General features: G+C 41.3%; 15 protein-coding genes. All 15 read left to right on the top strand.

The annotated features are described in order from the left end of the window. Positions 1-115: 115 nt before the first annotated feature. A complete protein-coding gene (sdaAB, locus tag HMPREF9624_RS06340; protein WP_009537034.1) occupies positions 116-784 on the top strand; it encodes an L-serine ammonia-lyase, iron-sulfur-dependent subunit beta in 669 nt (222 codons plus the stop codon). A gap of 103 nt (positions 785-887) precedes the next feature. Next, a complete protein-coding gene (gene sdaAA, locus HMPREF9624_RS06335) occupies positions 888-1,769 on the top strand; it encodes an L-serine ammonia-lyase, iron-sulfur-dependent, subunit alpha (protein WP_009537033.1) in 882 nt (293 codons plus the stop codon). A gap of 77 nt (positions 1,770-1,846) precedes the next feature. Further along, positions 1,847-3,205, top strand: a complete 1,359-nt coding sequence (locus HMPREF9624_RS06330; RefSeq protein WP_009537032.1) for a L,D-transpeptidase family protein — start codon at positions 1,847-1,849, stop codon at positions 3,203-3,205. Positions 3,206-3,251: 46 nt separating this feature from the next. After that, positions 3,252-3,923 (top strand): YczE/YyaS/YitT family protein, encoded by a 672-nt coding sequence (locus HMPREF9624_RS06325; RefSeq protein WP_009537031.1) that lies wholly within the window; start codon positions 3,252-3,254, stop codon positions 3,921-3,923. A gap of 231 nt (positions 3,924-4,154) precedes the next feature. Beyond that, positions 4,155-4,775: a C40 family peptidase gene (locus HMPREF9624_RS06320; protein ID WP_009537030.1), complete on the top strand. Its 621-nt coding sequence runs from the start codon at positions 4,155-4,157 to the stop codon at positions 4,773-4,775. Between the two features lie 382 nt (positions 4,776-5,157). Further along, positions 5,158-6,561 (top strand): glycoside hydrolase family 25 protein, encoded by a 1,404-nt coding sequence (locus tag HMPREF9624_RS06315; protein WP_009537029.1) that lies wholly within the window; start codon positions 5,158-5,160, stop codon positions 6,559-6,561. 42 nt (positions 6,562-6,603) lie between these two features. Then, on the top strand, positions 6,604-7,923 hold the full coding sequence (locus tag HMPREF9624_RS06310) for an N-acetylmuramoyl-L-alanine amidase family protein (RefSeq protein WP_009537028.1): 1,320 nt from the start codon (positions 6,604-6,606) through the stop codon (positions 7,921-7,923). Between the two features lie 21 nt (positions 7,924-7,944). Beyond that, positions 7,945-8,997, top strand: coding sequence for a ComEC/Rec2 family competence protein (locus tag HMPREF9624_RS06305; protein WP_009537027.1), 1,053 nt, complete (start codon positions 7,945-7,947; stop codon positions 8,995-8,997). Between the two features lie 139 nt (positions 8,998-9,136). Then, complete coding sequence (locus HMPREF9624_RS06300) at positions 9,137-9,427, top strand: hypothetical protein (protein ID WP_009428405.1); 291 nt, start codon at positions 9,137-9,139, stop codon at positions 9,425-9,427. 180 nt (positions 9,428-9,607) lie between these two features. Then, on the top strand, positions 9,608-10,915 hold the full coding sequence (locus HMPREF9624_RS06295; protein WP_009537026.1) for a class I SAM-dependent RNA methyltransferase: 1,308 nt from the start codon (positions 9,608-9,610) through the stop codon (positions 10,913-10,915). A 30-nt stretch (positions 10,916-10,945) separates the two neighbouring features. After that, positions 10,946-12,187, top strand: a complete 1,242-nt coding sequence (locus HMPREF9624_RS06290; RefSeq protein ID WP_009537025.1) for a YkvI family membrane protein — start codon at positions 10,946-10,948, stop codon at positions 12,185-12,187. A gap of 581 nt (positions 12,188-12,768) precedes the next feature. Continuing rightward, the gene (locus HMPREF9624_RS06280) at positions 12,769-14,334 is read left to right on the top strand and encodes a type I restriction-modification system subunit M (RefSeq protein WP_009537024.1); all 1,566 of its coding nucleotides are present in this window, start codon (positions 12,769-12,771) and stop codon (positions 14,332-14,334) included. Between the two features lie 200 nt (positions 14,335-14,534). Further along, on the top strand, positions 14,535-15,980 hold the full coding sequence (locus HMPREF9624_RS06275; protein WP_242822627.1) for an ATP-binding protein: 1,446 nt from the start codon (positions 14,535-14,537) through the stop codon (positions 15,978-15,980). A 382-nt stretch (positions 15,981-16,362) separates the two neighbouring features. Next, a complete protein-coding gene (locus HMPREF9624_RS11755; RefSeq protein ID WP_154646757.1) occupies positions 16,363-18,213 on the top strand; it encodes a restriction endonuclease subunit S in 1,851 nt (616 codons plus the stop codon). Positions 18,214-18,224: 11 nt separating this feature from the next. Then, positions 18,225-19,733, top strand: a complete 1,509-nt coding sequence (locus HMPREF9624_RS06265; RefSeq protein ID WP_009537021.1) for a protein kinase domain-containing protein — start codon at positions 18,225-18,227, stop codon at positions 19,731-19,733. Positions 19,734-19,750: the final 17 nt, after the last annotated feature.

Raw genomic sequence — 19,750 nt, 5'->3', positions numbered from 1 at the left:
AAAGAATTCCACGTATGCGGCAAAAATGGAAAAGGGGTTGTGAAAAGGATGGATTTCAGGTAAAAATTATAATCTGTTCTTTTTTGCAACCCCTGTTTAAGAAAAGAGGTATACAGTGAATGTTTTTAATATTATCGGACCGATTATGATAGGACCTTCCAGTTCTCATACGGCCGGAGCGGTAAGACTTGGCAGAGTTGTAAATAAGCTCGCGGAGGGAGGAGAATTCAAAGAGGTAGATATTGAATTGTCCGGCTCCTTTGCCAGAACCTACAGAGGACATGGTACGGATAGGGCATTATTAGCCGGCATTATGGGCTACCATAGTTACAACGAGGAAATCCGAGATGCTCTGCAGATTGCAAAGGACAGAGGAATAGATTATCGTTTTATAGAAAATGATATTCCGGGAGCGCATCCCAATACGGCGAGAATCCATTACACTCTGGATAACGGACAAAGCGGAGTTGTAGAAGGTGCCAGCATCGGAGGAGGAAATATTCGGGTGGATTCCGTAAACGGCATGCGTGTCGATTTTACGGGAGAAAATAATACCATCCTGGTCCTGCATAGGGATAAACCGGGGGTGATTGCCGAAGTTACCCATATTATGTATGAAAAGTATAAAGATCTGAATATTGGAAACTTCCGGCTCAGCCGTCCCGAAAAAGGGGGAACGGCTCTAATGACTATCGAAATTGATCAGTTACCTCCGGAAGAACTGATGAAGGATATCAATCAATTACCGAATGTGGAAAATGCCATTTTGATAAGGGCAATATAAAACAGTTTTGGGCTTAGTAACGGTTTTGGGCTTAGTAACAGTTTTAGGATTAGTAACAGTTTTGGGCTTGGAAAAGCAGGAAAGTAGAAAGCCGGGAGAAAAAATGATTAAATATACGAGTATCAAAGAACTCTGCGATACGGCAGAGAGGCAGGGAATCAAAATCAGTGAGCTCTGTCTAAAGGATCAGGCGGATCAGATGCAGAAGTCGGAGGAGGAAATCTACTCCATCATGGAAAGAAATTTTGAGGTGATGTTGGAGTCCGTCAGCAAGGGAAATGATCCGAACCTTCGTTCCACCTCCGGTCTGACCGGGGGAGAAGGAAATAAGATGTTAAACTATGCCGAAAAGACAAACGGAGGTCTTTCGGGAAAGTTTTTAACTAAGGCCATCGGAAGAGCCATGTGTGTTTCCAACTGTAATGCCGCGATGGGAAGAATCGTGGCTACCCCTACGGCAGGTTCTTGCGGTATCCTTCCGGGATGCTTGGTATCCATGTACGAGGATAGAGGATTCGCTAAGAGAGATATTGTGATGTCTATTTTTACGGCAGGAGCCTTCGGGATGGTGATTGCGCAAACCGCTTCCATTTCCGGGGCGGAGGGAGGATGCCAGGCGGAATGCGGTTCCGCATCGGGCATGGCTGCAGCGGCCCTCGTGGAGCTTATGGGTGGAAGCCCGAGTGCCTGTGGAGATGCTTTGGGGATGGCTATTATCAATCAAATGGGACTGGTCTGTGATCCGGTAGCCGGACTCGTGGAGATTCCCTGCGTGAAAAGAAACGTCTCGGGCGTGATGATTGCCTTTTCCAGTGCAGATATGGCGCTCTCCGGAATAGATTTAAAGATTCCGGTAGATGAGTGCATTGCCGCCATGAAATCGGTAGGGGACAATATGTCTTCCAGTCTGAAAGAAACTGCGCAGGGAGGACTGGCAGCCAGTCCTACAGGTTTGGCTTTAAGAAAAAAGGTGTTTGGGGCTTAAGACAAATTTTAATATTTTGACTACTCAAAGATAGGCAGACAGTGTAGAATAGGGGGAAAATACTTTTGGAGGAATACATGAAGAAGATTAAACTGTTTTTTAGCGCATTGCTGCTTAGCGTGCTTTTACCGATGTCTGCCTATGCCTTGGATCGGTTTGTTATGGGAACGTACGGAAACGGGATTCCCCTTTCCGGAAAGACTGTAGAGGAGGCTAAGTCCTATCTGGAAGGAGAATACAGCCGAAATTATGTTTTATATATTAAGGGAAGAGATAAGGTAGAGGAAATCAAAGGATCCGATATCGGCTATCAGCTTTCCGCGGCAACGAATTTAGAGGAAATCCTGAAAAGAGAAGAGAAAGAAGGCTTGGAACCCAAAGCGGACGGTCGTTATGATTTTTCCTTAGAAGGCAGTTCCGCAAAATTTGATGAGGCAAAGCTAAAAGAAAGGCTTGCACAGCTTTCCGTTTTAAAGTACAGCAAGAAAACCGCGAATGCGTATATCCAAAAAGACGGTACATACAGCATTGTTCCCGAAGTAGAGGGAGATTCTTTGGACGAGGCAAAGTTCTATGCGAATCTGTACTCCGCTCTGCAGAGGGGAGAAAATACTCTTGATTTAACACAAAGAGGGATTTACGACACGGTGACAGTGCATAAGAGCGATCTTGAACCGAAACTGGAGGTTCTTAGACGTCTGGAGTCCGTAGAAATCGTGACCAATATCTTAGGGAACAAGGAAGTTCTTTCCGGAGATACCTTAAGTGATATGGTTTTGGGAATCAATGGCAACGGAGTTATCTTTGATGAGGCTAAGGTTTTGGCCTATGCCAATTACTTGGAGGGAAAGTACGGAAACCCGGGTAATACGGTTTCTTTTCATTCTGCCAGCGGGAAGGACATTGCCATGCTGACTCCTTATGCTCTTCATATCAATGTACAGGGAGAAAAAGAAGCCTTAAAGCAGGCTATTTCTTCTTTTAAGACGATGGAAAGAGAACCGGTTTACAGCTATAGACCTGCCCAGTATGCACAGCCCCAATTCGGAACGACTTTTGTAGAAATCGATTTAAGCTTACAGCATGTTTATTACTATGAAGGCGGAAATTTGGTTTGGGAAAGCCCTACAGTGACCGGAATGTTGAGCGGAGACAGAGCGACACCGCCGGGGATCTTTTTCTTGAAAGGCAAAGAAACGAATAGAACGCTCCGCGGCAAACTGGTTAACGGGAAACCGGAGTATGAAGCCCACGTAGACTATTGGATGCCGTTTAATGGAGGAATCGGCTTACATGACGCATCCTGGCGTTCCAAGTTTGGGGGAAATATCTATGTCAGAGGCGGCTCTCACGGTTGCATTAATTTGCCGCGAAATAAGGCGGCAGAGTTGTATAATCGGATTCAGAAGGGGTGCCCGATTGTGGTTCATGAGTAAAGACAGTCGCTTTCCAAAAAGCAGTCATTTAGTGAGCGGGTGAAAAATGAAAAATAATAGAGTATTGCTTAAGCGGTATGTAAGCATGGTGCTCGGGGTATTTATCATTTCCATCGGGATAGCTCTGTTTAAAGAGTCTCATCTCGGAAATGATCCGATTTCCGCCTTGAATATGCGCATAGCGGAGATATTCGGCATTCCCTATGGTTTTCAAAATCTGTTATGCAATATTCTGTTCTTCCTGATTCAGTTTATTTTCGGAAGAAAATACATTGGGGCGGGGACTTTTGTGAATGGAATTTTACTTGGTTATATCGTAAGCTTTTTTTATGCTATTCTTCTCCGAAACTTTGGGCCGGCTGAGGAACACGGTCTCATTATACAGATTGTTTGGGCTGCAGTTGCCGTGGTGGTAACTTCTTTGGGAGTTTCTCTTTATCAGACGGCTGACCTCGGGATTGCACCGTATGACTATCTTTCCCTGGGGCTTCGAGATAAGACGAAGAAACATTATTTTGCATGTAGAATGTTTACGGATGGAATCTGTGCTTTGGGCACTTTCCTTACAGGAGGGTTGGTCGGCATAGGAACCTTGATATCCGCATTCGGTCTCGGACCGGTAGTACATTTCTTTGATACCCATGTATCCGAAAAATTAATCGGCTATACACCGGAAGGGGAAAAGGAAGAAGAAGCGAGAGACGCATTAAAAGGTTAAAAGAGAAGCTCTTCGGCAAACTCTTAATTTTGATTATAAAAAAGCTTAAAATGTCATAAAATTGTAAAAAACACGGTATGAAAGCGTTAAAAAAACAGTTTCTTTCGTAAGAAAGCGTTAGCGAATCTTCATACTGTGTTTTTATTTTCGCCATAAGTTCTCCCTAGAATGATAGCGTATTACGATACTCGGGCTTTCTTTTTGCCCGGAGAAAAGAGCAAAGGAGATTTTATGCAGAAGTGGAATGCTAGTTTGTGCACAGCAGGGGAAGAACCCAAGCACTTTGAACGGAAAGGAAGACATTCTGTATTGCAAAGGACAAAAAAAGGAATCCTTGCACTGGGAATTGCAGTATTTGCTTTTTCTTCCGTACCTTCTCTGTCCGCCCTGGCGGCACCTTCGGAGCAAGATGATATTTTGGTTTTCAGTGAAGACGGAGGGATGGTTTCTCAGGAAGAACAGACAGTTGAAATAGTTGTAGAGGATAATTTAAAAGGAGACAGCCGCGCCAAAGGACAGCAGGTTGTAGACTATGCTTCGCAGTTTATCGGACGTCCATACCGATATGGCGGTTTGAGTCTTCTTCACGGGTCGGACTGTTCCGGCTTTTTAGTAGGCGTATTCGGGCATTTCGGGATTTCCCTTCCGCATTCTTCCGGAGCAATTCGTTCCGTTGGTACGAGTGTAGGCTCTTTGGAAAATGCGCTTCCCGGTGATATATTGGCTTATTCCGGTCATGTCGGTATTTACCTGGGAGAGGGAAGAATGCTATCCGCACTGAATTCTCGTTCCGGTGTGACGATTGAGTCGGCTACCTATAAACCGATTAAATCAATCAGGAGATTGTTTTAAATTATTTTTTTTAAAATATAGGGCAAATAATTTATACTAATTCGCTTTTTGCCGATACAGTATATATACTGAGTAAGTATCCCTTCGGGGTAAGTGTGTGAGATATAAAGAGAAGAAGTGAGTTTGCTTATGTTCTTCTATGTGACAAGAGGCTTCGGTATCCTGAAAACATTAGGATGCCGAAGTTTTTTGTTATAAACCCATTTTCCGTATAAGGAATCAATTCTTTCATAAAATATGTTTTGCGGCCTCGAAAGCTTCTTTATATCCGCAAAGTCCTTACTCTTTTCTGAATATCTCTTACGGTTCTTCCCCCGCTATTGCCATTTTTCTTTTTCGCCGATAGTCTTAGGAGAATAAGACGGGGAGGAGTAGGAATAAAATGGTTTTTCAAAAAGCAAATGAGCGGTTTTGCACAAGGATGCCCGTAAAACGAATGAAGCTTTGCTTTACATCTATTTTCGTGATTATGCTGAGTTGTCTTTCACCAAGCAGTGCATTTGCCGTTGGACCGGGAGATTTAATCGGAAAGACGGAAACTGTGGCGAGTACGGATGCTGTAGAGAGTACGGTAGCAGATGAATATGCCGGGTGGTACGGCTATACCAATCAGGACGGTTCCGATTTTCTGTATTTGGAGAAGGGAACGGAGGTTTCCAAGTTTCAAAATGAGAACGGTCCCATAGACTGGAATGCGGCAAAGAAGGACGGACTCGACTTTGTTATGATTCGGCTTGCCTACGGGACAAAGGAGGATGCTTATTTTGATGCGAACGTAAAAGGGGCGCAGAAGGCCGGTATCAAAGTCGGCGTTTATCTTTGTTCCACCGCAAAAAATATGAACGATGCAATGGCGGAAGCCGATTTGACCTTAAAAAAAATAAAACCCTATAAACTGGAGTATCCGGTTGCTTATGACCTGGAAGTGGCGTCCATGCTGTCAGAGGGATTGAGTAAGGACGATTTGACGGATATGATCAATGCATATTGCAAGAAGGTGGAGGACGCCGGTTTTATTCCTATGGTCTATGCAAATCGTACCTGGCTTACAAAATACATGAATCTGTCCAAGATTTCTTGTGACGTTTGGTTTGCGGCTTATCCGGAAAATCGGGTCTATGTACCGGTAGGAGGGAGTAAGACGACAATCTGGCAGTCCAGTGAAAAGGGTGTAGTAAAGGGAATCAAAGGACAGGTCACCACTGAATTTTCCTGGAAGGTATATGGGGGAGGAAACCCTTCCCAGAAAAATGCGGGAAAAAGTAGTAGCGGGTCGAATTCCGTGTCCACTTCTTCAGGCACTTCACAAAAGACATCCGGAAATACGGAGAAAACTTCTACTACGGGAAGCGGAAACGGTGTTGACGGTACAGTTGTTTCCGGTGAGGGACCCGGAAAGGAAGCGGCAAGTATAGAAAACGGCTGGGTACAGACTGTGCCCGGACAATGGAAATACATGGAAAACGGTAAGGCGACTACCGGTTGGAAACAGGTAAACGGCCTATGGTATTTTATGGATGCACGGGGAATCATGCAGACTGGATGGTTATTCCAAAATAATCTTTGGTATTATCTGAAGGATTCCGGCGCAATGGCGGTGAATTGGCAGAATGTTAACGGAAAATGGTACTGGTTAAATCAGGACGGAGCCATGAGAACAGGATGGAAATTCATTAACAATCTGTGGTATTATATGGAAGAATCCGGTGCAATGCTGGAAAATACAAGTCGTACCATTAACGGGGTGGAATACCGCTTCGATGCAAACGGAGCATGGATGCCGTAAGGCGTTTCAAAAATATAAAAAAACAGAAACATAAGGAGAATTATGATGAAGAAAAGAATCATCTTGGTTACCGCACTTTTATCGGGAATCTTTGCGCTTCCCGCTTTTGCGGAGCAATTGGTAGGAAGGGTGCAGGTGGACATCAGCCCCAATGAGGATTTAGAGCTGGAAGCCGGTGCAACGTATTCCAAGCCGGATGCAAGAGCGATGGATAGCGGATACGAGGTCAGCAACTTCTCTGTTGACGGAAAGTACAATACGCCCAAAAAACCCTATACCTATACGATAACCGTGAAGGCGGACGAGGGACAATTCTTTGATTCTTCTACCGTGGTGGAGGTACGCGGCGCGTATGAAATGGCGGTAACCGAGAAGGGAAAGAATACGATTAAAATAAAGGCAAATGCTTACCCCTATTATGTTTTGAAGGAACCGACAAACTTCAGTTCTGATGAAAAATCCTATACTTGGGAAAAGGTTAATTATGCAACAGGCTATGATGTCCTGGTATTCTACAATACGGCAAACGGAGATGAAAAAATTGTAAAAAAGCACAGCAATTCTCCCAAGTTCAATTTTTCTTCTTATACCCAAAGCGGAAAAGAGTTCGATCATATCGCGGTTCGTGCCGTATATGATAAAAGGGATGATATGGCACAGTATTTTGCGGATTCCCTGTATGTGGATTCTTCAGGAAGCGTAGAAGATCCGGACGGAGATAGCGGAGAGTATTTCTTTAATTTGATTACGTTAAAGGCTACCGGTATCTCAAAGGGAAGCTTCAAAGAATACAGTGCAAAAAAGAAGAAAAAAACCAAGGCTGAGCGGGAGAAGGATAATAAGAAGAGAGCTTCCGAGAAGTATAATGGACAGCAAAATCAGGAAAATCCCGATGCAAACGGCCCCGGAGAGGCAGCTTCAGGCTGGCGTCAGAACGGTGCGGATTGGTACTATGAAGCAAACGGAAGATTGGCCAAAGGCTGGACCAAAGTGAAAGATTATTGGTTCTATTTTGATGAGCAGGGAAAGATGCTTTCCGGTTGGCAGAAGATTGGGGAGCACTGGTACTATATGAACGGTGACGGCGTAATGCTTTCCGGCTGGCAGGAAGTAGGCGGAAAATGGTATTACTTTGATACGGAAGGCGGAGCTGCGGGACAGATGGCGACATCCTGGCGACAGCTGAATGACCGGTGGTACTATCTGGATATCCAAAACGGCGAAATGAAGACCGGTTGGGAAAATATCGGAGAGAAGTGGTATTTCTTCAATGTGAGTGATGCTGACATCCCTGTAGGAGCCATGGAACAGAATACGGTAAAAGACGGTTTTTCCATTGGGGCAGACGGAGTAAGACAGTAAGAAAGACGTAAAGGAGTATAAATGAATAAAAGATTTGGAAGCCTGGCACTTGCTGTGGGAATGAGTTTTCTTTTGGCATTACCCACATTTGCTGAGGAAAGCAGCACGGGAACCATCTATGGAAACGCAAACACGGAGGCAAGTTTAAGTCAAGATAAGACCAGTGGAGGCAATGCTCCCATCTATGTTCGGAATGGAGAGGCAACCCCTACCTATACCGATTCCACAATCGGCCTCGGCGGTGCCAAGATTACTATGATTAAGGGCAATGAAAGCGGACAACAAATCAGTATTGTGATTGAAAGCAATGAAGGACAATTAATTGTTGTGGATGGCGGCTTAAAGACCAATGCACCCTATTTATCCAAGTATATTAAGGCAAGGGGAGGAAAGGTTAACGCATGGCTCCTTACGCATCCGCATGAGGATCATGTCGGAGCACTTTCCGTTATTTTGGAACAGCAGAAGGTGGCCGGGCATCCGGATTATTATAATATTGATCCGGGACAGATTTATTTCAGCTTTGCGCCATACTCCTTTTATGAGCAGTATGAGCAGAGCTACAGATTACCGATGATTAAGGAAGTAATGGATGATCTTGCTGCTTATCCTGCGGAGAAGAAGCACGAGAATTCCGAGAGGGGTACAACATTTTCTTATGGAAATGTATCGGTGGAGATTTTAAATACAGCTTATTCCATCCCGATTGATACCGGAAATAACAGTTCTATTTGCTACATGATTACGATAAACGGAAAGAAGCTCTTGATTACCGGGGATCTTCCTTATGAGGCGGCGGGAAAGCTTCTGGAGGAATTGCCGGCAGAGAAGCTGAAAGCGGATATTGTGCAAATGGCTCATCACGGTCAGCACGGTGGAAGCTTTGCGTTCTATAGTACAGTTAATCCGCGCTATGCACTCTGGCCCAGTTCCAAAGAACTTTGGGATAAACGAAAGGAACCGTTTACGGAGGATCAGGAAACGTATACGATTGCTTTAACCAAGTTCTGGATGAATAAGCTCGGTGTGGAGAAGAACTTTGTTATGGCAGATGGAAACTGGGTATTGGAATAATCCGGTACAGTGTGATTTCCCCATTGCATTTTCAGAAAAAGACCGATATACTGATTCAAAACTCGCCCGGTGATAAGGCCATTTGGCAGTTATCAACAAGGCATTCGGGAATGGTAATGCTTTTCGAAAGGAAGAATATATGGAACAGTGGAATATAGAAAATCTTAAAGATAGAGCCAGAAGATTTACGGAAGAGGCAAAAAGTTTGAGCTCCGATTTTCAGTATGCTCTTAGGACAAGAGATAAGCATAAAGAAGAAAAAAAGACAACGGAAACGATTTGCATTGTACTAGCGGTTATCAGCGGGATTATTCTTTTTTGCGGATTGGCTTATTGCGTGTATCGCTTCTTGGCTCCCAATCACTCAGATGAGTATGATGAGTATGATGATTACGATGAGGATTCCGAGGATTTTTCGGAAGAAGAGTAAAAGAGAAGGTAGGACAGATATAGGAGGCAGAAATGCCTCCTTTTCTTCATCCATAACGAGAACCATGCGGAAAGTGCGGGTGTTCTCGTTATAGCTTGTTCATCGATCTATTTTTGTTGTAGAATGGGCTACATGAATCAATCGCAAAAGAAAGAATAGTAAGGGAGAGTATAGGTGAAAATGGCAAAAGAATGGTGCAAAAATGAGGAATATTGCGGAGGTTGCTTTTACCAGAAGATTTCCTATGAAGAGGAACTGAAGAAAAAAGAAGAGGAAATAAGAAGTCTGTTTTTGCCGATAGTAATAGGAGAGCTTCCCTTTGAGGGAATCTTATCCTCGCCTCAAAAAGAAGCTTACCGGAATAAGATGGAATTTTCTTTCGGCGATCAGGAAAAGGATGGCCCTCTTTGTCTTGGACTACACCAAAAAAGAAGTTTTTTTAATATTTTAAATACGGATGACTGTAGACTCCCCAGCCCGGATATGGGAAAAATTCTTACCGTGAGCAGAAATTATTTTCGGGAAAAGGGTATATCTTATTTTCACAAGAAGAGACATGAGGGCTATCTTCGCCACCTTCTGCTTAGAAGGGCGGAAAAAACAGGAGAAATCCTGGTCTCTCTCATTCATGCTTCATGGAATCCGGAAAGTGCGCAAACAGAGGAGTCTCTTCTCACGGGATGGTGCGAAAGCCTCTTGCAATTGGAAAAAGAAGGCAGCTTGGAAGGGCATTTTGCGGGAATTCTGCATACGAAAAATGACAGTCCGGCGGATGCGGTGGTAAACCAAGGCACGGAGATTCTCTATGGAAAGGATTTCTTTTACGAAGAACTTTTGGGCTTGCGTTTTAAAATTACACCCTTTTCTTTTTTTCAGACCAACAGTCTTGGAGCCGAAAAATTGTATGAAAAAATTCGAGAGTATGCAAATCTTTCGGACTCTGCAAAGGATAAACCGATTATCTTTGATCTCTATTCCGGAACCGGAACGATTACTCAGCTCATGAGCAAAGTAGCTCGGGATGCTTACGGGGTAGAAATAGTGGACGAGGCTGTCCGGTCGGCTAAGGAAAATGCGCGAGAAAACGGAATAGAAAACTGTCATTTTATTGCCGGAGATGTGCTGAAGGTACTGGAAGAGAGTGCAAAGCGGGAGGAAACGAAAGGGGAAAACCCGGAAAAAGAGGATGACAATGGAGCGCGGAACTGTAATGGAGAGCTGAACTTTGAGACGACCGTTCTTCCGACGCCCGACTTTATTATCGTAGACCCGCCTAGAGACGGGATGCATAGGAAAGCTTTGGATTTAATTATTCGTTACGGAGTAGAGAGACTCATTTATGTGGCATGTAAGCCAAAGAGTCTGGCAAGGGATTTAGAGGCGCTTCAGAATGCAGGATACAGGGTGAAGAAGCTTTGCGCGGTGGATTTGTTCCCAAGAACCAATAACTGCGAGGTGGTGGCGTTGTTGGAGAAAGAGGAATCGTAGTTTGTATATATAGTAGTAAGGAGGTAGAAGGTGTTAAAAAGAATTTTAAATATTTCATTGGCTTATGTTGGAGTTGTTATCGGTGCCGGATTATCCTCCGGTCAGGACTTGATGCAATACTTTGTCAGTTTTGGTAAGTGGGGGATTATAGGAACCATTGTTCTTGGTATCATAAGTGTAGTTTTTGGTAAAATTATCATTACGCTAGGCAGTTATTTCCGATCTAATGATCACTCTGAAGTTCTTTCACAAATAGCCGGACCGATTACGAATAAAATCCTTGATATAGCTTTAATCGTTTCTTGCTTTGTAGTCGGTTTTGTTATGATTGCCGGAGCCGGTTCAAACCTTAATCAGCAGTTCGGTCTCCCATTTTGGGCAGGAGGATTGTTGTGTGCTGCACTAATAATCATTGTCAGCTTTCTTGATTTCGAAAAAATTACTGGCATACTTGGAATATTTACACCCATAGTTTTTATCATGATTATAATTATTGCAGTCCACACTTTTACAAATCGAAACTTTGATTTCGATGAATTAGAAGCAATTTCAGCCACAATCCCTAGTCCAATGCCAAATGTATGGATTTCTTTACTAAATTATTTTGCACTTACGGTAATGACGGGAGTCCCCATGGCTTTTGTACTAGGCGGATCCATTATGAGGATTGGTGTAGCAGAGAAAAGCGGTATTTTGGGCGGTCTTGTGGTTAGCATTATTATTACTGTTGCAACTTGTATCTTATATGTAAATATTAAACTAGCTTCTACAGTTGATATGCCCATGTTAGCAATCGCTGAACAGATTCACCCCATTTTTTCGTTAATATATGCTCTTATCATCTATGGGCTAATTTTTAATACAGCTTTCAGCTTATTCTATGCATTCGCAAAACGATTCTCTTCAGACAATCCTAAGCATTTTTACCCGGTTTTGATTGCTGCTGTAGTAATAGGATATGCGTTATCCTTTATGGGCTTTAAAGAATTGGTGTCTATTATGTATCCAATTTTGGGATATATTGGCTTTGTGATGCTTGCGATATTAACTATTGCATGGATAAAAGAAAAATCAAATATAAAAGGCGAGAAATTTTTAAGACGTAAAATGATACGATTGATTACTAAGAAATATGATGATAATCAAGATTATACAATTAAAGATAAAGAAAAATTTCATCAGCTGGGCGAAGATTCAATTGTTGATACGCAGAGTATTAAGAGTGATATTAAGGATCTTATTAAAGAGGAATTTAACGATGATACAAGATAAATGATGGAGGGTTTTGTGCGTTGAGTATGGTTTTTTCATACTCTCTAAAAGTGCAGCAATACGCAAAAATTTTATGAGTATAATTGATTTGATCCACGAATAGAGTACAATTAACTCGTTATAAAAATGCGTATTGCCGCAAAAATTTTACAAATATAAAGGCACGAGATGATTATTGAACGTAAGATTTACATAGAATATTTCTTATTAGATCCGGAATCGTTAGAAAAATAAGAAAATAAAAGATGAGTAATAAATTGTATCCTCAATCAAGCAACGAGCTTGAAACTTTGTGTTCCCATACTAGTGACAATGTATTGCGAGGTGGTGGTGCTGCTGGAGAAGGGGGGATCGTAAGAATCTGTCATTTTGCGTAGTTTTACAAGCATTTTGACCATTTTGAAGATGCTGATAGAGGAGGAAGAAAAAAATTCTGAAAATTTCATACAAATGGTGAGAAAAGACGATGGTAACAACTGTCGTTTTTTTCTCGTGCAAATAGTAGAAATGTTAAGTTCTCATTTGATTTTTTTACTTTTTCATGACAAACTATTCAGAGAACGAAAAGGAGAGAGAAATGCATGATTGATACAAAGAAAGAACAAGAGCGTGACGAACTGCATCGTGCAATATGGGCAATTGCTGATGAGCTCCGTGGTGCTGTGGATGGTTGGGATTTTAAGAACTATGTACTTGGAACCATGTTTTACCGCTATATTTCCGAAAATCTGACAAACTATATCAATTCCGGTGAACAAGAAGCCGGAAACGATGATTTTGACTATGCTAAAATGTCCGATGCCGATGCAGAAGAAGCTCGTGAGGGCTTGGTAGAAGAAAAAGGTTTTTTCATTCTTCCATCGGAGCTTTTCTGTAATGTGAACAAGGAATCCGATAATGACGAAAATCTGAATGAAACCTTGGAGCGTATATTTAACCATATCGAAAGCTCTGCAAAAGGATCATCTTCCGAAAGCAGCTTTGCCGGATTGTTTGATGATTTTGATGTGAACAGCAATAAGCTCGGCTCTACTGTTGCAAAGAGAAATGAACGTCTGGAAAAACTTCTGCATGGTGTAGCAAATATGAATCTTGGGGATGTGAAGGAGCATGATATTGATGCCTTTGGCGATGCTTATGAATATCTGATGACCATGTACGCATCCGGTGCCGGAAAATCCGGCGGCGAGTTTTTTACTCCCGCTGATGTTTCCGAGTTGCTTACCAGACTTGGAACGGTGGGTAAGACGGAAATCAATAAAGTCTATGATCCTGCATGTGGCTCCGGCTCTCTTCTTCTGAAAGCGGAAAAGATTTTGGGCAGAGATGCTGTCAGAAACGGTTTTTATGGACAGGAAATCAATATCACTACATATAACCTCTGCCGTATCAATATGTTCCTGCATGATATTGGTTTTGATAAGTTTGACATTGCCTGTGAGGATACTTTGACCGTACCACAGCATTGGGATGATGAACCCTTTGAACTGATTGTTTCTAATCCGCCCTATTCCATCAAGTGGGCTGGCGACGATAACCCGCTTCTGATTAACGATCCTCGTTTCTCTCCGGCCGGTGTTCTTGCACCGAAATCGAAAGCAGACCTTGCCTTTATCATGCACTCTCTTTCATGGCTGGCAACAGGCGGTACGGCGGCTATCGTCTGCTTCCCTGGCATAATGTACCGTGGCGGTGCGGAGCAGAAAATCAGAAAATATCTGATTGACAATAACTTTATCGATTGCATTATCCAGTTGCCGAGCAATCTGTTTTTCGGAACTTCTATTGCGACCTGCATTATGGTTCTGAAAAAGGGTAAAGCCGACAACAAAACGCTGTTCATTGATGCCTCCGCAGAGTGCGTCAAGGTAACGAATAACAATAAACTGACACAGGAAAACATCGAAAGAATCGTAGATTCCTTTGCAAAGCGAAGCGAGGAAGCACACTTCTCACATCTGGCAAGCTATGAGGAAATCGAGGGGAACGACTACAACCTTTCCGTTTCTACCTATGTGGAGGCCGAGGATACCAGAGAGAAAATCGACATTGTAAAGCTCAATGCTGAAATCGAGCAAATCGTTGCCCGTGAACAGGTTCTTCGGGATGAAATAGCAAAGATTATCGCGGAAATCGAGGTGGAATGATGGCAATTAATGTTTATCAGTGATTTCCGGATGTTGAGATCGTGAACTCATGCGTTCATAATCTGATTTGGACACATTAAATTGGACTTGAGAAGATGTATTAGTGCTGAGTTTCCAGTGAAAAAGAAGCCATTTTGAATGCTTTGAAGTATTTTAAGATGTCGGAATGTTAAGTTTATATATTAATATCCTGGAGGAAAATGATGTATATCAATAATATAAACAATTTATCTTATTATTGTTCTGAAAGAGAAAATCAATTTTTTGATAGAAAAAGTGCCAGAATTAAACCGATAGACATACTAAAGCATTTAGTTGCATTCGCCAATGCGGAGGGAGGGCAACTGGCTATAGGTATTGAAGATGACGGAACGATTACGGGATTTAATTATAAAGGTGCTCATGTAATTGATGAGTATAGAAATATATTTTTAACTGAATTAAGAGAAACCCCTATAAATCCGAGATTTGATGTTATGGATGTGAAAAATAATAGAAATGAGGATGATAAGATATTAATTATTTCTATAGAAGTCTCTTCAGATAGGGTAGTAAAATCGTATGATGGCAGGGTTTTCCTTAGGCAAAATGATAAATCCAAAGAATTAAATTTCGAGCAGATTCTTCAATTGCAGTACGATAGGGGACAGAGATACTTTGAGGATGAAATCGTTCAATTGTCAAGTTTGGATGATTTAGATGATACTCTAATTAATGATTATAAGGATATTATGGATATTTCTGCACTTTCCAGTGAAGAAGTATTAAAAGCAAGAAACTTACTGATAGATGGGAAATTAACCAATGCAGGAATTCTGCTTTTTGGTAAAAATCCGTCTAAGTTTTTACCGCAAGCGAGACTAAGGGTTATTAAGTATAATGGAATGCACCAAATGGTAGGAACCGAAATAAATATTATAAAAGAGAAAACATTTGATGGAGCAATTCCCAATATTATTAGAGAATCAAGAGAATTTATAAATACTCAATTAAGAGATTTTCAATATCTAGATAAAGATGGAAAATTTAAAATAATGCCAGAATATCCGGAGTTTGCATGGTTTGAAGGCATAGTTAACGCTTTGACACACAGGAATTACTCGATTTGCGGAGAACATATTAAGGTGCTGATTTTTGATGATAGATTAGAAATCCTAAGTCCGGGACTATTACCTAATATTGTGACCATTGAGAATATATTGAGTCAAAGATACTCAAGAAATCCAAGGATTGCCAGAACATTATGTGAATTTGGTTGGGTCAAAGAAATGAATGAAGGCGTTAAGAGAATTTATTCTGAAATGGAAAAGTTGTTTTTAAAGAAACCAAAGTATTCTGAACCAAATAGTAATGTCCTTCTTGTATTGGAGAACAATATTTTAAATAGAACGATGAGAACAGTAGATAAAATAAAAAATATGATTTCAGAAGAAAAGTTTGAAAAATTAAATGGAGATGAAAAAGTAATCTTGCATTTTATGTATAATAGCGGAGAAAAAATGACTACTAAAAAAGCAATTGAACTTGTCGAAAAAGGGTCTACCTTCTGTAGAAAGTTACTTAAAAATCTTGCAGATAAAGATTTATTAGAATGGCATGGAACATCACAGAATGATCGTACACAGCACTATATACTCAAATTCTAGTTTTAAGAATAATTCGTTAAAAGAGTTGAGAAAAACATAGAAGAGTTGAGAAAAACATAGAAGAGTTGAGAAGAACGCAGAAGAGTTTTGAGAAAAATGTAGAAGAGTTGAGAAGAACGTAGAAGAGTTGAGAAGAACGTAGAAGAGTTGAGAAGAACGTAGAAGAGTTGAGAAGAACGTAGAAGAGTTGAGAAAAACGCAGAAGAGTTGAGAAGAACGTAGAAGAGTTGAGAAGGATACACATAGATTTGGACAATAGTGAGCATATCGAAATATCTGCCTTATCTACCTATCGAGGAACAGCTGAAGCAGGAAAACGAACGGCAGAAAGCGGTTTTCTATATGCAGCATCCCCTTCAAATAGAGGAAGACGGTGAGAACAATGAGTAATGAGAGAAAACAGAGTAAACTGGATGAACTGATTCAGAAGTACTGCCCGGAGGGGGTGGAGTATAGGAAACTTGAAGATTGCTGTACAGTTCTTGATAAAAAAAGGAAACCTGTTACAAAAGCAGCAAGAGAAGCAGGCGAATATCCGTATTATGGTGCAAACGGCATTCAGGATTATGTTTCAGATTATATTTTTGATGGCACATTTGTTCTTGTCGGAGAAGATGGAAGCGTAATTACAAAAGCAGGAACGCCGGTTGTAACATGGGCAGAAGGGAAAATATGGGTAAACAATCACGCACATATCATTGAAGGAACTGACGGTGTCCTTCTTCGATATCTGTTTCATTATATGCAGACTATCGATGTAACTCCTTTAATTCATGGCAATATACCTAAGTTGACAGGTGGAGATTTTAGAGCATTACAGATTCCAGTTCCGCCTCTGCCTGTGCAGAGTGAAATTGTCCATATTCTGGACAATTTCACGGAGCTTACAGCGGAGCTTACAGCGGAGCTTACAGCGGAGCTTACAGCGAGAAAGAAGCAGTATGAGTATTATCGGAATAAGCTACTGACCTTCGGCAATGCCCAAGAGGGGACAACAAGCCATGTTGAATGGCGAGTACTTTCTGAGATTGCAGAAATATCAACCGGTTCGAGCAACACTGATGATGCGGTTCAGGGTGGATGCTATCCATTTTTTGTTCGCTCTCAGCAACCGCTTGCTAAGAATGAATACGAGTATGATGAGGAAGCAATTATCACCGCTGGAGATGGCGTGGGCGTTGGAAAAGTATTCCACTATATCAATGGAAAATATGCACTTCATCAAAGAGCGTACAGAATTCATCCGGCAGCAGACGAGCTTGTAGGTAAATATCTGTACCATTATTTTGTTACTATTTTCCCGAAATACATCGGTCAGCAAATGTATCAGGGGTCAGTGCCATCAATTCGTAGACCAATGCTCAATAAGTTTCAAGTGGCAATTCCATCACTTGATGTTCAGAAACGTATTGTCAATGTCCTTGACAACTTTGACGCTATCTGCTCCGATCTGAACATAGGTCTCCCTGCCGAGATTGAAGCAAGGCAAAAGCAGTACGAATACTATCGAGATGCTCTCTTGACTTACGCCGCAACCGGCAAGACAATCTTGACAGACAGACAGACAGACAGACAGACAGACAGACAGACAGACAGACAGACAGACAGACAGACAGACAGACATAATGCGTTGATTCGGTTGTGTCAATATGTTTTTGGTTATGTTTGCATTGAACTTGGCAGTATTGGAAAGGTTTCCATGTGCAAGCGAATTATGAAAGCTGAAACAAGCCCTACTGGTGATGTGCCTTTCTTTAAGATTGGAACATTCGGCAAAGAGCCCGATGCCTATATTTCCAGAGAAAAATTTAAAGAATATAAAGAAGCCTACGCTTATCCGAGAAAGGGTGATATTCTGATTTCTGCCGCCGGAACAATTGGCAGAACGGTTATTTTTGATGGAGAGGATGCTTACTATCAGGACTCCAATATTGTCTGGATTGCAAACGATGAAAGCATCGTTTTAAATAGCTACCTGCATTACTGTTATCAGTTACAACCATGGAATGTATCCACTGGCGGAACAATTTCAAGGCTATATAACGATAATATCAGCAAAGCAATTATTGCCGTTCCGACCATCGAGAAACAGAAACGCATTGTCTCCATCCTAGACCGTTTTGATTCTCTTTGCAATGACATTTCTTCCGGACTTCCGGCAGAGATTGAGGCGAGGACAAAGCAATACGAATATTATCGAGACAAGCTGCTTACTTTTGAGTCAGGAAAATAGAAAGGAGTATCATGCTTAGTTCCGATTCATTAAAAGAAATTTCAAATATTTTCTGTGGTGATATTGCGGGCTTTTACTCTTATAAACAAGGGTATAAACTGGTAGATTTTTTTAACACCAATTTCGGCACGAAAGACGTTTATCGTTCCGGTTTTCCATCAAGATGGATGTATGTTCACGATAAACTTGTTGATTTAATCAATAGCCACCAAATAGATAGATTCTTCAATATTGTTCTGGGCAAGACTTACTTAATGCAGGAACAATCGCTATCAGAAGTAGAGGCGGCTGAAAAGGTCGAGGTTATATACGCCGAGTTTAATCGCATTATCCACAGAGATTTATGCAAAATAACCCGTAACAATGGGCGATATCATCTTGTTAAGGAAAATGACGATTTAGAACTAATTGGAAATGGTGGATTTGCCAATGTATATCGACAAAAATCTACAGGATTAGTAGTGAAGAAATTGAAAGACGATTATTTGACAGATACCGGCATCAGAAGTCGTTTCAAGAGAGAATACAATATAACTAAATCCCTGCAAGATGCATTTGGAATTATTCGAGTCCACACATTTGATGAAGGAAGCAGCTCCTATACAATGGAGTATGCTGAAATGACGTTGGACAAGTATGTTAAATCATTTGATTTATCGGATGATATAAAGCTAAATTGTATTCGCCAAATTCTGCATATCATGACAGAAGTACACAAGCGCAATATCATCCACAGGGATATTAGCGCAAATAACATTTTTATTATCTCAGGAACGGTTAAAATCGCAGATTTTGGATTGGGAAAAGACCTAAATGTTTTTACCTCTTATCAAACAATGCATACAAAAGCGGTGGGACAGATTAACTACTGTGCACCAGAACAGTTTATGATGCTCAAAGACGGTGATAAGCGTAGTGATGTGTATTCCCTTGGTCGTGTTATAAACTTCATTATGACGAGCGACCCAAGAGATTCTCACCATATTTACAGAAGCATTGCAGAAAGAGCCACAAATTCAGATGCTGCATACCGTTATGCAGATGCAGGACAGTTATCTATCTTCTTTGAGAAAGCGGTTTCTTATAAGCAAAAAGGAGAAAACCAAACACGAATTGACGAAAAAATAAGCAGAAAAGTTTTCGATGACGAAGTTGAAAGTTACATCTATGATCTGAGTGCAGAAATAATATCTAAAGCTATTCTTCATGAGAAAAAAGGATTCGTTGATGTGTTGTTAGCGTTTATGAAAATAAATGACGAACACGCATTGCATATCATTCAGAGCGTAGATAAAACATATCGAGATGTTTGTGGAAGAACTTTCGCTGCCTATGACCCATTTGCTTCCTTTGCCTATTCGATTCTTCGTAATGGCTTTCCTTATGTAGTAAATGAGACCGCAGCAAATATTTTGCGCTTGGTAGCCCGAGATATTAACCGATTTAATGCGCAACACATGATTGAGGATATCAAAAATTTTGGTGTTGAGCCATTGATAGAAGAAATATTAGATTCTTAATGAAAGGAGTTGTGGAA

The sequence above is a fragment of the Oribacterium asaccharolyticum ACB7 genome, from assembly GCF_000238075.1.
In the GTDB taxonomy this organism is placed as follows: Bacteria; Bacillota; Clostridia; order Lachnospirales; family Lachnospiraceae; genus Oribacterium; species Oribacterium asaccharolyticum.
The sequence above is the reverse complement of the archived record's forward strand: the minus strand, read 5'-3'. Positions and strand labels throughout refer to the sequence as shown.